The following is a 15,011-nucleotide window of genomic DNA, read 5'->3' as shown; positions in this document are numbered from 1 at the left end:
GGTGCTGCTGGTCGGCGTCGGAATGATGCTGCGGCCCATGCTGATTCCCGAGGACCGCGCCACCGCGTCGGTCCTGAACCCGACGGAGATCGGGTTCGCGCAGGACATGCTGGTCCACCACCAACAGGCCCTGCTCATGACCCAGCGCTTGGATCCGGATGTCGACGCCTCGATTCGCACACTGGCACAGCAGATCTCCGATACCCAGCGCGTGGAGATCGGCACCATGCTGGGGTGGCTGCGGCTGGCCAACGCCTCGCCGACCAATCCGAATCCGATGGCGTGGATGAGCACCGACGGTGCGGCGCACCAGCATTCCGCCGACGGCCTGATGCCGGGTATGGCGACGCTGGCCGAACTCGACGCCCTGTCCGCGGCGCGCGGCGCGGCGGCGGAAACGCTTTTCCTACAGCTCATGCAGCGCCATCACGTCGGCGGCGTGGCCATGGCCAAGGCCGCCGACCAGCTCCTCGCGGCGGGCGCGGTGAAGGAGACCGCGCGCGCCATGATCACCTCGCAGAACAAGGAGGCGGGCATCATGACGGTGGTCCTCGCCCAGCGCGGCGCGCAACCACTCCCCTGATTCGCCGCGCCCTCGGCCATCGGTATCGTCGATTGTGTTCGACGAAGGGTGAGACGCGTGGCGCTGGGTGAGACGATCACGATTCCGGAGAATGTGCACGGCTATCCGGAGGTCGCCTTCGGCGGCTGGGTGGCCGGACTGCTGGCGGGCCGATCCGGCGCGCAGACGGTGCGGGTCGATTTCCGGCGTGCGGTGCCGGTGGGCAGCCCGGTGGTTCTCCCACCCGCAGACGGCGAGCGCGTCACCCTGACCGACACCGACGGCACCCTGCTCGTCGAGGCCGCGCCGTCGTCGCTGACCGTGGCCGCGCCGCCCGCGCCGTCGTGGTCGGAGGCCAAGCGCGCCACCGAAACCGCGCTCTCCTCACCCAAACGCCCCGTCACCGACTGCTACGGCTGCGGCGTCGATGTGGCCCCGGGCCGCGGCCTGCGGCTGTTCCCGTGGGCGCTGCCCGACCGGCAGATCATGGCCGCGGCATGGACCCCCGACCAGGGCCTCGCCGACGAATTCGGTGAACTCCCACCGGAAGTCGTGTGGTCCACCCTCGATTGCCCCGGCGGCATCGCGGCCTGGGTGTTCTCGAAGTTGGGTCAGGGCGCGTTCACCGCCGCCCTGACCGCGACCCAGTTCCAGCCGGTCCTGGCCGGAGCGGAGTACATCGCCTACGCCTGGCCGCTGCACGGCGAGGGGCGCAAGCGCACCGTCGGCGTCGCGCTCTCGACACCCGACGGCGATTTGTGCGCCCTCGCCGAGGCCCTCTGGATCGGCCCGCGCCCGGCCTGATCACTCCGGCCACTGCGAGCTCTCGATGATCTCCACGAAATTCGGTCGCACGTAGCCGGGCGTGAATCGTTCCAGCACATCGGCTTTCACATTCCCGAACGTCGAGCCCGGCCGGTGCGCGATGCCGTCGGTGAACGCGGCGAGAATGCGCTTCTTGAAGTCGGGCCGGGGATGGGCGGCCACCACGGCGGCGCGTTGCTCGTCGGAGAGGTCGCGGTAGCCGATGCCGAGTACATCGAGTTCGACACCCGCTGTCACCAAAGCGATCTCGGGCGCCATGCGGGTAGGTATCTCCGGGGTGGTGTGCAAAGCGATGGCCGTCCACACCAATTCGGCGCGGTCGTCGGCGATGCCGTGCGCGTGCAGGAACTCGCGCGCCTCGTCGGCCCCGTCGATCTCGAACCGCTGCGTGGCGTCGCGGTAGCGCTCGGTCAGCCCCAAGTCGTGGAACATGGCTCCGACGTAGAGCAGTTCGGGGTCGAACTCCAGTGCGCGGCGGCGGCCCTGGAGCGCTCCGAACAGGAACACCCGCCGGGAGTGGTCGAAGAGCAAGGGCGAGGCGGCGTCTCGCACCAACTCCGTCGCCTCGCGGGCCAGGGCGCTGTCGGGGATGCGGATATCGGCGATCGTTGTCATGGCTCCAGCCTCGTCCGCGGCCGTCCCGGACCACCATGGCCATCTGGACGCGAATCCCACAGATCCGGCCATTAGGGTGTGGGCGTGACCCGTCAGATCGCCGTCGCGGTGTACGAGGGTGTGCGCCTGCTCGACGCCACCGCCGCGATGGAAGTGTTCAGCACCGCAACCGATTTGGGCGGCGCGTACGAGCTGGTGCTCTGCTCCCCCACCGGCGCACCGGTCACCACCTCGGCGGGCACCAGTCTCACGGTGAGCGCCTCCTACGCCGATATTCGGCGGGCGCACACGGTGGTCGTCCCCGGATCGGGCAGTCTCCCGTACGCGCCCGCGCCCCGCGAACTCGTCGCCGCCCTACCGACCTTCGCGGCCTCCGCGCGACGCATCGCGTCGGTCTGCACCGGCGCGTTCGCGCTCGCCCAGGCGGGCGTGCTCGACGGTCGCCGCGCCACCACGCACTGGCGGCACACCGGCACCCTCGCCCGCGCCCACCCGAGCATCACCGTCGAACCCGACGCCATCTACGTGCGCGACGGCTCGGTCTACACCTCGGCGGGCGTGAGCGCGGGCATCGACCTGGCCTTGGCCCTGGTCGAAGCCGACGAAGGGGCCGATCTCGCCCGGGAGGTCGCCCGCGACCTGGTGGTCTTCCTGCAACGCCCGGGTGGGCAGTCGCAGTTCTCCGCCGCCTCGCGCCTGCCGCGCCCGCACCACGAGCCGCTGCGCGGGCTGCTCGACTCGATCCTCGCCGATCCGGCCGCCGACCACGCGCTGCCCGCCATGGCCGCCCGCGCCGCCCTCAGCGTCCGCCACCTCACTCGCCTGTTCCGGCAGCATCTCGACACCACCCCCGCCGCGTTCGTGGAGTCGATCCGCCTGGAGGCCGCCCAGACCATGTTGGAATCCGGCGAATCCGTCACCCAGGCGGCCCACCGCTCCGGGCTCGGCAGCGAGGAGTCGCTGCGCCGAATCTTCCTGCGCCACCTGGGCGTCACCCCCTCCGCCTATCGCGCCCGCTTCCGCACCGCGCGGCGCGACCCGCGACCCTGACGCGATACGGCGGGTCGGAGTCGCCGCGCGATCGCGGCGACCGGCATATGCTCGAGTCGACGGGCTGGTTGTCGTATCGGGGTCGCCGTGGTGCATATCGATCCGCTTTCCACGCAGCGCGACCTGAGTGCAGGGTTCGCGGCGGAGCTGGAGGCTGCCGGATTCACCGACGCCACCGAGATCGGGCGCGGCGGATTCGGCGTGGTGTACCGGTGTTCGCAGCCCGCGCTGGACCGGGCGGTGGCGATCAAGGTGCTCACCGCGGATCTGGAATCGGAGAACCTCGAGCGGTTCGTGCGCGAACAGTTGGCCATGGGCAAACTCTCCGGCCATCCGAATATCGTCAGCGTCTTCGAGGTGGGCTCCACCGCGACCGGGCGGCCCTACATCGTCATGCCGTATCACGCGCACGGCTCCCTGGATTCGCGCATTCACCGGCACGGCCCGCTCGACTGGCAGGAGGTCGTGCACATCGGTGTGAAGATCGCGGGCGCGCTGGAGACCGCGCATCGACGCGGACTGCTGCACCGGGATGTGAAGCCGGGCAATATCCTGCTCACCGAATACGGCGAACCGCAATTGGCCGATTTCGGAATCGCCCGGCTGGCAGGCGGTTTCGAGACGACCGCCGGTACCGTCACCGGGTCGCCCGCCTTCACCGCGCCGGAGGTGTTGCAAGGACAGACCCCGGATGCGACGGCCGATATCTACAGTCTCGCCTCGACCCTGTTCTGCGCCGCCACCGGGCACGCGGTCTTCGAACGCCGCAGCGGTGAGCAGTTGGTGGCGCAGTTCGTCCGTATCACCAAACACCCCATGCCGGATCTGAGCGAGGCGGGCCTGCCCGCCGATCTGACCGCCGCCATCGAGTGCGCCATGAACCGCGACCGCGGCGAACGCCCCGCCAGCGCGGCGGAATTCGGTGAGCGACTGCGCGAAATCCAACGGCGGCACGGCCTTCCACCCGACGAGATGCCGCTACCGCATCCGGCCGCCGAACACGAACACCGCCCGCCCGCCGCGCCGACCGGGTCCAGCCGTCGCCGCACCCGCGGCACCACCACGACCCCGCCGGTCCCCGCGACCCGCCTGCGCCCGCCGGAGCTCACCCGCGCGCTGGTCGAGCGCCCGCGCCTGCTCGACCTGCTGCGCGAGGGCCGCGACCGCAGGCTCGCGGTCGTTCACGGCCCCACCGGTTTCGGTAAGACCACCCTCGCCGCGCAGTGGTGCGCCGCCTTGGCCGCCGAGGGTGTGTCGGTGGCCTGGCTGACCGTCGACAGCGACGACGACAATGTGGTCTGGTTCCTGTCCCACCTGATCGAGGCCATTCGCGCGGTCCGTCCCGCGCTCGCCACCGAACTCGGCGATCTGCTCGAGGAGCACGGCGACGAGGCCGCGCGTTACGTGCTGACCTCGCTGATCAACGATGTGGACCGGCGCTGCGTGGAGCTGGTGGTGGTGATCGACGACTGGCATCGGGTCTCGGATCCGGCGACCACCGCGGCGCTGCGCTTCCTGATCGAGAGCGCCAGTCCGGTGCTGCGCACCGTGGTCACCAGCCGCCGCCAGACCGGCCTGCCGATGAGTTCCATGCGCGCCCGCGCCGAACTGGTGGAGATCGGCACGGCCGCACTGCGTTTCGAGGTGGACGAGGCCTACACCCTGTTGGTCGAGTTGGGCGGGTTGGAACTGGATCGCGGCGATGTCGAGGATCTCACCGAATCCACCGGCGGCTGGGTGGCCGCCCTGCAGTTGGCCGCGCTGAATCTGCGCGGCAGCGACGATCCGGCGCAGCTCATCGGTCAGCTCACCGGCCGCCACCACGCCATCGGCGAATTCCTCGCCGAGAACGTCCTCGACACCCTCGAACCCGGCACGCTCGATTTCATGGTGGCCACCTCCATCACCGAACGCGTCTGCGGCGAGCTGGCCGCCGAACTCACCGGCGTCCCCGACGGCCAGGCGCTGCTCGAGCACATCGAGCAGCAGGATCTGTTCCTGCGCCGCCTCAATGGCGGGCAATGGTTCCAGTACCACCATCTGTTCCGGGACTTCCTGCGCCAGCGCCTGGAACGCGATCGACCCGAGCGGCTCGACGCATTGCATCGCGCGGCCTCGCGGTGGTTCGCGCGCAATCGGCACGTCAGCGAGGCGGTGGATCACGCGCTGCTCGCCGGTGACGAGCGCAGCGCCGTCGAGATCGTGGAGCGCGACGGCATGTCGCTGCTCGAGTACGGGCAGATGGCCAGCCTCATCGGCCTGGTGAACAAACTGCCCCCGGCGGTCATCGAATCCCATCCCCGGCTGCAATTGGATCTGGCGTGGGCCAATATCCTGCTGCACCGCGCCGGTCCTGCGGAACGCGCACTGCGCCTTGCCGAATCGACCCTCGACAGCGACGACCTCGACGCGGAGGTGGTGGCGCGGCTGCGCGCGGAGGCCGGGGTCGTGCACGCGGTGGTGACCGTGCGCGCCGACGTGCTGGTCGGCGTCGAGGAGATGCTCGCGTCGTGTTTCGCCCGGGCCGACGAACTCTCACCGTATGTGGTGGCCATCGCGGCGAATGTGGCGAGCTTCGCCGCGGGCTACCGCTACGACTTCGCCGAGGCGGTGCGCATTCAGGAGTGGTCCGCGCCGTACATGCGGCGCAACAAGGGTTTCTACAACAAGGTGCACGGACTGTGCTTCCTGGGCGTGGCGGCCAGCCTGCAACTCGATATCGCGGGCGCGGAACGGTATTTCCGCGGTGCGCTGAAGGTCGCCAAACAGTCCGGCGGCAGCCACTCCTACGGTGCCCGGCTGGCCGGATCGCTCCTGGGCGAATTGCTGTACGAGCGAGGCGAAATCGTCGAGGCGGAGCGGCTGCTCGACGAGGGCTACAAGTTGGGGCCCGAAGCCGGGGTGGTGGATTTCAAGCTGGCCCGCTATGTGGTCGGCGCGCGCATCAAGGCGCTGCTGGGCGACCGCGCCGCCGCCATTCGCAGACTGAACGAGGGTGCCCGCGTGGCCCATGCGATGTCACTGCCGCGGCTGCGGGCCGAGGTGGAGAACGAGCGGCTGCGTCTGGGTTTGCCGCCGCATCCGGAGTTCGGCGCGCTGCCGGTGGTGGACTACGACCACCGCCGGGAACCGGTCGATCCGATCGACGAATTCACGGTGCTGTACGAGGAATTCACCGCCATTCGGCTGCTGCTGGCCGAATCGTCCACGCGGAGTCGAGAACTCGCGTGCACCTGGGCGCGGGAATGGGTCGATCGCCTCGAATCGGTGCACCGGCCACGGGAACTGCTCAAGGCGCGCCGACTGCTGGTCGCCTGCCTGGCCGCCACCGACAGCACCGAAGCGGCCAAGGCGCTGCTGGCGACCATTACCGCCCAATGCGCCGAGTACGGGTCGGTCCGCTACATCCTCGACGGCGGACCGCATGTCGTCGCCACCCTCGGGGCCCTGTACGCCGATCAACGAGAAGGCCGCTGGAACCCGGATTGGCCCGAGGTCCCCGCGACCTTCCTGCGCGCACTCGTCGATGCCGAAGCGGCACAGCGGATCTAGCGGATCAAGCCGTCGGGATCGGCCCGAACACACCGGCGTTGTAATCCGCGACGGCCTCGTAGATCTGCTGTTCGGTGCTCATGACGAACGGTCCATAGTGCACCACCGGTTCACGCAACGGCGTACCGGTGAACAGGACGAACCACAGCGGCTCGCTCCCCTCGGCGGTCACATCCAGTGCCGTATCGCCCTCGACGGCCTCGAGCCGGACCACCTGACCCGCCGCGACGGGCACACCGTCAGCACCGAATCGACCGGAACCGCCCAGCACGTAGGCGAATCCGCGCTGTCCGGACGGAATCTCCTGTCGCACCGAGTGATTCGGCTCCACCCGGGCATCGATCATGGTGATCTCGGCGTGATTGCTCGCCGGACCACGCACGCCGCCGGAGACACCGGAGAACACCCGCACCACAACGCCTTCCGCCGTACGCGTGGGCATCTGTCCACCACGCAGATCCTGATAGGCGGGTTCCACCATCTTGTCCGCGGCGGGCAGGTTGATCCACACCTGCAAGGTGCGCACACTGCCACCCGCATCGTGGCGGAAGGCCCGCTCCGAGTGGATGATTCCGCGCCCCGCCGTCATGTACTGCGCGTCGCCGACCTCCAGCACACCGTGGCCGCCGCGGTTGTCGCGATGCTCCAGTTGCCCCTCCACCACATAGGTGATGGTTTCGAAGCCCCGGTGTGGATGCCAGTCGAACCCGGTGCTGCTGTACCAGTCCTCGGCCATCCCGATGATCGGGTCGCCGTGTTCGAAGTCGAACGGCACCACGGCCGCCGACTTGTCGGTCTGCGGATTGCCGCCGCGCGCCCGAGGAGTGTCCACGCGGCCGACCGCGCGACCCGGCAATGTGTTCGTGCTCGTCATGGGAACCTCCAGTTCCTGCCGCATTAGTTGACACGTCACTCAACTTCGGCGGGGATGGTTTCATTCCCAAATAGTGGGAACCCGCTTCCGACCGGGGCGATCGCCCTTGACCTCGAGTGCGCTTCGGCTTGCAGACTCGAGATATGACGAAGGGAGCGATATGAGTGAGCTGACAATCGGCGTCTCACTGCCCACCTTGGGCGAGAACACGGGATCCGCGACCATCGCGCGGGCGGCCCGGCGCGCCGAAGCCCTCGGGCTCGATGCCGTCGCCGCCTCGGATGTGCTGCTCGGCGACGGTTCCGCCGCCCTCGAACCCGTGGTCGCCCTGTCCGTCGCGGCCGCGGTCACCGAACAGATCGCCCTCGATTTCGGTGTGCTGTCGGTGCCGACCAGGCCACTGGCCATGCTCGCGGCACAGGTGCAGACCTTGCAGTACGTGTCCGGCGATCGCGTGCGGCTCGGGCTGGGTACCGGCGGATTCCCGGGGTCGCCGTTCTGGCGAGCGCTGGGTGCCCCGGAACGCGGGCGCGCCCGGCTGCTCGACACCGCCTTGGACCTTCTGCCCGACCTGCTCGCGGGCAAGCCGACGACGATCCCCGGACCGGACGGGGGCACCACGCTCACCCTCGCCCCGGCGGTGCCGATACCGCCGCTGCTCGTCGGCGGTTGGAGCGGCGAGAAGAGCTTGCGGCGCATAGCGACTCGCGCGGACGGCTGGGTGCCCTCGGGTATGACATCCACCGAACTCGCGGCCGCGGTGGCCCGGCTGCGGGAACTCTCCGACGAGGTCGGACGGCCGCTGCCACGCACCAATATCGGCCTGCACTGCGTGCTCGGCACCCGGCCCGACGATGAGGACGACCGGGCCGCCATGACCGAGAGCCTCGGCGGATTCTTCGAGATGACGCCGGAGCAGGTCGCGGCCGTGACCATCGTGGGCTCGCCCGAACAGGCCGCCGACCGGCTGCGCGAGTACGCGGCGGCCGGGGCGGACCATATCGGGCTCGGACTCGACGGCCGCGACTACTTCCGCCAGCTCGACCTGCTCGGCGAGGTGCGGGCGCTGCTGTCGAGATAACCGATCAGAGGTTGCCGACCGTGTGTTCCAGCCGCCGCGCCACCAGCTCGCGCGCCTGCTCGCGCAGGGCCGGTCGGTAACCGCTCGGATATACCGGGTCGGCGGGCGCGTAGGTCTTGAGCACCTCTTTGGCGAGGGTGATCTTGTGGACCTCGGTCGGACCGTCCGCGATGGCCATCACCTGCGCGTAGTTCATCATGTCCACGAACGGCAGGTCGGTGCTGACGCCGATCGCGCCGTGCAGGTGCATGGCGCGCTGGGCGATATCGTGCATGACCTTGGGCATGGCCACCTTGATGGCGGCGATATCGTGGCGGACCTTGCGGTAGTCCTGCTCGGAGTCGATGCGCCACGCGGTGCGCAGCACCAGCAGGCGGAACTGCTCCATTTCGATCCAGCTCTCGGCGATCTTCTCCTGCGTCATCTGCAGACCGCCGAGCACACCCTTGCGCATGGGCCGCGAGACCGCGCGCTCGCACATCATGTCGAAAGCCTTGCGCACCATGGCGACCGTGCGCATGGCGTGGTGCACGCGGCCGCCGCCGAGGCGGGTCTGGGCGACGATGAAGCCGAGGCCCTCCGCGCCGAGCAGCGCGTCGGCGGGGACGCGCACATCGGTGAAGCGCAGGTGGCCCTCGTTCTCGCTGAAGCCGGGGACGGTGAAGTTCTTCACGATCTCGAGGCCGGGCGTCTCGGCGGGCACGATGAACATCGACAGGCGCTTGTGCGGTTCGGCGTCGGGATCGGTGACCACCATGACGATGTGGAAGGAGGCGAACTCGGCGGCCGAGTTGAACCACTTCTCGCCGTTGATGACCCACTCGTCGCCGTCGCGCACCGCGCGGGTCTTGAACGCGGTCGGATCGGAGCCGCCGGTGGGCTCGGTCATGACGTAGCAGGAGCCGATCTCACCGTCGAGCAACGGCTGGAGGTACTTCGCCTTCTGCTCCGGGGTGCCGAAGTGGGCGAGGATCTCGGCATTGCCGGAATCCGGCGCCTGACAGCCGAAGACGAGCGGGGCCCACTTGGAGGTGCCGATGACCTCGTTGAGCAGCGCCAGCTTCACCTGACCGTAGCCGGGGCCGCCGAGTTCGGGGCCGAGGTGGCAGGCCCACAGGCCCTGCTCTTTCACCTTCTCCTGCAACGGTTTCATGAGCGCCCGAATCTCCGGGTTCTTCCGGTCGTAGGGCTCCGGATAGAGCAGATCCAGGGGCTCCACCTCGGTGCGCACGAACTCCGCCACCCAGTCCAGTTTCTTCTGGTACTCCGGGTCGGTCTCGAAATCCCAAGCCATGGTCAGCCTTTCATCGATTGTCGGCCGGTGTCGCGACACCGTCGAAGAGGGTGGTGGTGAGAATGTCGGCAATGCGGTCGGGGTCGTAGGGGCCCTCGTCGCTGTACCAGGCGCTGACCATGTTCAGCATGGCCACAACGCTTTTCGTGACCACGTGATCATTGGTGCGCAGTGCGCCCGCGGCGTAGCCGTCGTCCACGACACGCTGCCAGGTGCGTTGGATGCCGTCGCGCAGCACCTGGAGGTCGGCGGCGCGCTCGCCGGTCAGCGCTCCGGCGTCGCGCAGCGCGATGGTGACCTCGTGGCGATGTTCGACAATGAGCCGGACGTGGCCGCGAATCAGGTTGCGCAGCTTGACGATCGGCGGGTCGTCGCTGTTCTCGATACGCCGCGCCTCGTCCAGCATGAGTTGGGTGTAGCCGCGACGCACCTGGAAGAGCAGTTCCTCCTTGGACCCGATGTGGTAGTACAGCGCGCCGCGCTGGATTCCAGCGCGGTCGCCGATCTCCGCGACGCTGGTGGCGTGAAAGCCCTTCTCCGCGAACAGTTCCATGGCCGCGCGCATGATCCGCTCGCGCGTCTCCCCCGGATTCACCTCGGAGGCGGGTGGGCGGCCGCGGCGGCGGGCCGGTTCGACGGTCATCGCCAGCCGCCGTCGAGGGCGAGGGTGGCCCCGGAGGCGAAGGCGGAGGCGTCGGAGGCGAAGTACAGTGCCGCGCCGACGATATCGGCGGGCGCGCCGATGCGACGCAGGGCGGTGTGCTGGCCCAGTGCCTCTTTCATCTCCGGCGGCCACGCCTTGGCGATATCGGTGTCGAACGGGCCGCAGCGAATCGTGTTGACCCGCACCGTCGGTCCGTAGGTCTGCGCGAGCCCGCTCGACAGCGCCTCCAGGCCCGCCTTGGCCGCCGCGTAGGGCAGCGCGAGGGGCTCCGGATGCGTCGCCTCCATGGAGGAGATATTGACGATCGAACCGCCGCCCGCCGCCACCATGCGCGCGCCGATGAGCGCCGAGAGCCGGAACGCGCCCTTGAGATTGGTGGCGATGACCTTGTCGAACATGGCCTCGGTTACCTGGTCCAGACTCGGGTACAGCAGGGACATGCCCGCGTTGTTCACCAGGACATCGACCCGGCCGAACTCCGCGTACGCCGCCGCGGCGAGTGCGTCGCACTGCTCCCACACGCCCACATTGCAGGCCGTCGGCAGCGCCCGGACGCCGAATTTCTCGCGTACCTCGGTGGCGAGTGCGTCACACGCGTCGAGCTTGCGGCTGGCAATCACCACGTGCGCTCCGGCCTCGGCGAAGGCCAGCACCATTTCCCGACCCAGGCCCCGGCTGCCGCCGGTCACCACAACCACCTTGTCGGACAAGGGCTTTCCCATGGGCCGCACCTTCATGATCGGAAATGTTCCGCTCAGTACATTAAATGTACCGGGCGATACAATCAAGACCCGCCGGGGATCGGAAATCCCAGGCCGCGAACGCCCGCGCCATACCCGCGAGTAACATGACGGGCGTACTTTTTGACAAACCCGGCTTTCTCGAAACGAGGCAGTAGATGACAGAGCGGATTCAGGTCGGCGGGCTCCAGGTCGCGCGCGTTCTCCACGAGTTCGTCGAGAACGAGGCTCTTCCGGGTACCGGCGTAGACTCCGCCGCGTTCTGGTCGGGTGCCGAGGCCGTCATCAACGACCTCGCCCCGCGTAACCGAGCTCTGCTCGCCGAACGCGACGACATCCAGGCCAAGATCGACGAGTGGCACCGTGCCAACCCCGGCACCGGCTACGACAAGGCTGCCTACAAGCAGTTCCTCACCGAGATCGGCTACCTGCGTCCCGAACCGGCCGATTTCCAGATCGGCACGCAGAACGTGGACGCCGAAATCGCCACCCAGGCGGGCCCGCAGCTCGTGGTGCCGGTGATGAACGCCCGCTTCGCCATCAACGCGGCGAACGCGCGCTGGGGTTCGCTCTACGACGCCCTGTACGGCACCGATGCCATCTCCGAGGAGAACGGCGCGGAAAAGGGCAAGAGCTACAACAAGGTTCGCGGTGACAAGGTCATCGAGTGGGCCCGCAACTTCCTCGACGACGCGGTGCCGCTGATCACCGGCTCGCACATCGGCTCGACCAAGTACTCCATCGAGGACGGCGAACTCGTCGTGGGCCTCGAGGACGGCACCGATATCGGCCTGGCCGACAGCGACGCGCTGGTGGGCTACCTGGGCGATCCGGCCAACCCGACCTCGGTGCTGCTGAAGCACAACGGCCTGCACATCGAGATCCAGATCGACCCGGAGTCGCCGATCGGCTCGACCGACAGCGCGGGCGTCAAGGACGTGGTGCTGGAGTCCGCGGTCACCACCATCATGGACTTCGAGGATTCGGTCGCGGCCGTCGACGCCGAGGACAAGGTCCTCTGCTACCACAACTGGCTGGGCCTGATGAAGGGCGAACTGTCCGAAGAGGTCTCGAAGGGCGGCAAGACCTTCACCCGCACCATGAACCCCGACCGCGTGTACACCGCGCTGGACGGTTCCGAGTTGGTGCTGCACGGCCGTTCGCTGCTGTTCGTGCGCAATGTGGGCCACCTCATGACCTCCGACGCCATCCTCGACGCCGAGGGCAACGAGGTGCCCGAGGGCATTCTGGACGGCCTCATCACCGTGCTGGCCGCCAAGCACGCGCTCAATGGTGACACCAAGCTGAAGAACACCCGCACCGGCTCGATCTACATCGTGAAGCCGAAGATGCACGGCCCGGACGAGGTGGCCTTCACCAATGAGCTGTTCGGCCGGATCGAGGAGGTCGTGGGCCTGCCCGCGAACACCCTCAAGGTCGGCATCATGGACGAGGAGCGCCGCACCACGGTGAACCTGAAGGCGTCCATCCACGCCGCCAAGGACCGGGTCGTGTTCATCAACACCGGCTTCCTGGACCGCACCGGCGACGAGATCCACACCTCCATGGAGGCCGGGCCGATGGTCCGCAAGGCCGAGATGAAGGGTCAGCAGTGGATCAAGTCCTACGAGGACTGGAATGTCGACACCGGTATCGCCACCGGCCTGCCCGGTAAGGCGCAGATCGGCAAGGGCATGTGGGCCATGCCCGATCTGATGGCCGAGATGTTGGTCCAGAAGATCGGCCACCCCAAGTCCGGCGCGAACACCGCGTGGGTGCCCTCGCCCACCGCCGCCACCCTGCACGCCACGCACTACCACCTGGTGGACGTGTTCAAGCGGCAGGCCGAGATCGCCAAGGGCGGCCCCCGCGCCACCGTCGACGAGATCCTCGAGATCCCGCTCGCCGCCAACCCCGAGTGGTCGGCCGAGGAGATCCGCCAGGAGCTCGACAACAACTCCCAGGGCATCCTCGGCTACGTGGTGCGCTGGATCGACCAGGGCGTCGGCTGCTCGAAGGTCCCCGACATCAAGGACATCGGCCTCATGGAGGACCGCGCCACCCTGCGCATCTCCTCCCAGCTGATGGCCAACTGGCTGCGCCACGGCATCGTCTCCGAAGACGACGTCGTCGCCTCCCTGGAGCGCATGGCCCCCGTGGTCGACCGCCAGAACGCCGGTGACCCCCTGTACCGCCCGATGGCTCCGGACTTCGCGTCCAGCATCGCCTTCCAGGCCGCCAAGGAACTGGTCCTCGAGGGCACCAAGCAGCCCAACGGCTACACCGAGCCGATCCTGCACCGCCGCCGCCGCGAGGCCAAGGAGTACAACGCGAAGTTCTGCGCGTAAGCCGCACAACCGCATTGACGAGATGCCCCCGGTCGACACTGTCGACCGGGGGCATTTCATTGCCGAGGCCGCTTGCCCTCGACAGGCAACTTGCCTTGCTAACTTAGCATGTTATATTAGGTCATGGAGCGAAAACTGAGCTTCGACCTGCACGTTCTCACCGCTCGACTGGACCGGGCGGCCGATCGAATCCTGCGCGCGGAACACGGCGTCTCCTACAGCCGATTCCTCGCGCTGACCTTCGTCGGCGAATTGGGCGCCTCGACGCAGCGCGCGCTCGCCGACCGACTCGGCGTGACAGAGCCGTCGGTCAGTCGCATGACGACCGTGCTGGCCGCGGAGGGACTACTCGCGGTCCAACCCCACCCGGACGGTGGGCGAAGTCGACTGCTCACCCTCACCGACGATGGGAAGCGGCTGGTGGCCGCCGCACAGCACGGCCTCGAAGAACGACTCGCGACCGTGGTCGCCGAAAGCGGTGTCTCCTACGACGAATACGCGCGCGACACCGCGCGTCTACTGACCACCTTCGAGCACCTGGAGGCACTCACATGAATGGTGAAACCCAGACCCCATCGACTCGAGAAGGCTCGGTCGTCTCGGCGGACGGTACAACGATCAGCTACCGATCGATGGGCAACGGACCCGGCGTGATCGTCGTCGGCGGTGCCCTGTCCACGGCAGCGGACTACCTGCCTCTGGCATCGCACCTGGCTCGTTCCTGCACAGTCCATCTCGTCGAACGACGCGGCCGCGGCGCGAGCGGCCCCCTCGGCCCCGACTACAGCCTCCGAAAGGAAGCCGACGACCTCCGCGCCATCCACGCCGCCACCCACGCCCGCCTGGCCTTCGGCCACAGCTACGGCGGCCTGGCGATCCTCGAAACCGCCCGCATCACACCAATTTTCGACCACATAGCCCTCTACGAACCAGGCACCCCCGGCAGCCACACACCCACCGCCTGGATGACCCCATACCGCACCCGCCTAGCCGCCAACGATCCCCACGGCGCTTTCGCCCACTTCATCCAAGGCTCCGGCGGCGCACCCCAATTCGTAACCAAACTCCCCCACTGGTACCTACGCACCGCCCTGCGCATCGGCTTCCGCGGCCAACGCTGGCACCGAATGCGCCCCCTCCTCGAAGCCAACCTGGCCGAACACGAACAATTGGCGGCCCAACGACACCGCCTCCGCGAATTCGCCACCCTCTCCGCCAGCACCCTGATCCTCTGTGGAAGTCGCACCTCCGCGGCGACCCGAGCAGAACTCGACACCTTCGCCAGCACGCTCCCCCACGCCACCCTCGAAACCATGCAGGGTCTCGACCATTTCGGCCCTACCGGAAAGTCAGCCCGCTCCGTCTCCGATCGAATCGCACCCTTCCTCCTCGAATCCTGAATTATG

At 68.2% G+C, this 15,011-nt stretch carries 13 protein-coding genes; 8 read left to right on the top strand and 5 right to left on the bottom strand.

Going from position 1 to position 15,011, the window contains the following annotated elements; genetic code table 11:
* Positions 1-22: 22 nt before the first annotated feature.
* Both ACIBH2_RS00445 and ACIBH2_RS00440 read left to right on the top strand, forming a co-directional pair.
* Positions 23-583: a DUF305 domain-containing protein gene (locus tag ACIBH2_RS00445; protein WP_397116727.1), complete on the top strand. Its 561-nt coding sequence runs from the start codon at positions 23-25 to the stop codon at positions 581-583.
* Between the two features lie 57 nt (positions 584-640).
* Positions 641-1,366: a PaaI family thioesterase gene (locus ACIBH2_RS00440; protein WP_397111824.1), complete on the top strand. Its 726-nt coding sequence runs from the start codon at positions 641-643 to the stop codon at positions 1,364-1,366.
* Here the strand turns inward: ACIBH2_RS00440 and ACIBH2_RS00435 are convergent, their stop codons facing one another.
* Positions 1,367-2,002: an HD domain-containing protein gene (locus tag ACIBH2_RS00435; protein WP_397111821.1), complete on the bottom strand. Its 636-nt coding sequence runs from the start codon at positions 2,000-2,002 to the stop codon at positions 1,367-1,369. It lies immediately after the preceding gene.
* Between the two features lie 78 nt (positions 2,003-2,080).
* On the opposite strand from ACIBH2_RS00435, the gene ACIBH2_RS00430 reads away from it, so the two are divergent.
* Both ACIBH2_RS00430 and ACIBH2_RS00425 read left to right on the top strand, forming a co-directional pair.
* The gene (locus tag ACIBH2_RS00430; RefSeq protein WP_397111818.1) at positions 2,081-3,052 is read left to right on the top strand and encodes a GlxA family transcriptional regulator; all 972 of its coding nucleotides are present in this window, start codon (positions 2,081-2,083) and stop codon (positions 3,050-3,052) included.
* Between the two features lie 87 nt (positions 3,053-3,139).
* The gene (locus ACIBH2_RS00425; protein ID WP_397111816.1) at positions 3,140-6,604 is read left to right on the top strand and encodes a protein kinase; all 3,465 of its coding nucleotides are present in this window, start codon (positions 3,140-3,142) and stop codon (positions 6,602-6,604) included.
* 4 nt (positions 6,605-6,608) lie between these two features.
* On the opposite strand, the gene ACIBH2_RS00420 is transcribed toward ACIBH2_RS00425, so the two are convergent.
* Positions 6,609-7,478, bottom strand: coding sequence for a pirin family protein (locus ACIBH2_RS00420; RefSeq protein ID WP_397111814.1), 870 nt, complete (start codon positions 7,476-7,478; stop codon positions 6,609-6,611).
* A 160-nt stretch (positions 7,479-7,638) separates the two neighbouring features.
* On the opposite strand from ACIBH2_RS00420, the gene ACIBH2_RS00415 reads away from it, so the two are divergent.
* Positions 7,639-8,559, top strand: coding sequence for an LLM class flavin-dependent oxidoreductase (locus ACIBH2_RS00415; RefSeq protein ID WP_397111811.1), 921 nt, complete (start codon positions 7,639-7,641; stop codon positions 8,557-8,559).
* A gap of 4 nt (positions 8,560-8,563) precedes the next feature.
* Here ACIBH2_RS00415 and ACIBH2_RS00410 read toward each other — a convergent pair whose 3' ends face one another.
* From ACIBH2_RS00410 to ACIBH2_RS00400, 3 genes are read right to left on the bottom strand one after another with little or no spacing between them, the layout of a single operon-like run.
* The gene (locus ACIBH2_RS00410; RefSeq protein WP_397111809.1) at positions 8,564-9,853 is read right to left on the bottom strand and encodes an acyl-CoA dehydrogenase family protein; all 1,290 of its coding nucleotides are present in this window, start codon (positions 9,851-9,853) and stop codon (positions 8,564-8,566) included.
* Between the two features lie 10 nt (positions 9,854-9,863).
* Positions 9,864-10,496, bottom strand: a complete 633-nt coding sequence (locus tag ACIBH2_RS00405) for a TetR/AcrR family transcriptional regulator (RefSeq protein ID WP_397111807.1) — start codon at positions 10,494-10,496, stop codon at positions 9,864-9,866.
* Positions 10,493-11,239 carry an SDR family NAD(P)-dependent oxidoreductase gene (locus ACIBH2_RS00400; RefSeq protein ID WP_397111805.1) on the bottom strand — a complete coding sequence of 249 codons (747 nt, stop codon included), beginning with the start codon at positions 11,237-11,239 and terminating at the stop codon, positions 10,493-10,495. The genes ACIBH2_RS00405 and ACIBH2_RS00400 overlap by 4 nt, the downstream gene beginning before the upstream one ends.
* A 176-nt stretch (positions 11,240-11,415) precedes the next feature.
* Here ACIBH2_RS00400 and ACIBH2_RS00395 point away from each other — a divergent pair, with 176 nt between their 5' ends.
* The 3 genes from ACIBH2_RS00395 (at position 11,416) to ACIBH2_RS00385 (ending at position 15,005) form a co-directional block, all read left to right on the top strand.
* A complete protein-coding gene (locus ACIBH2_RS00395; RefSeq protein WP_397111802.1) occupies positions 11,416-13,605 on the top strand; it encodes a malate synthase G in 2,190 nt (729 codons plus the stop codon).
* A gap of 123 nt (positions 13,606-13,728) precedes the next feature.
* On the top strand, positions 13,729-14,160 hold the full coding sequence (locus tag ACIBH2_RS00390; protein WP_397111800.1) for a MarR family winged helix-turn-helix transcriptional regulator: 432 nt from the start codon (positions 13,729-13,731) through the stop codon (positions 14,158-14,160).
* Positions 14,161-14,237: 77 nt separating this feature from the next.
* Complete coding sequence (locus ACIBH2_RS00385) at positions 14,238-15,005, top strand: alpha/beta fold hydrolase (protein WP_397111798.1); 768 nt, start codon at positions 14,238-14,240, stop codon at positions 15,003-15,005.
* The last annotated feature ends 6 nt before the right edge of the window (positions 15,006-15,011 follow it).

This window comes from Nocardia sp. NPDC050406 (assembly GCF_044459025.1).
Classification (GTDB): Bacteria; Actinomycetota; Actinomycetes; order Mycobacteriales; family Mycobacteriaceae; genus Nocardia.
This window is presented reverse-complemented; position numbering and strand designations above follow the sequence as displayed.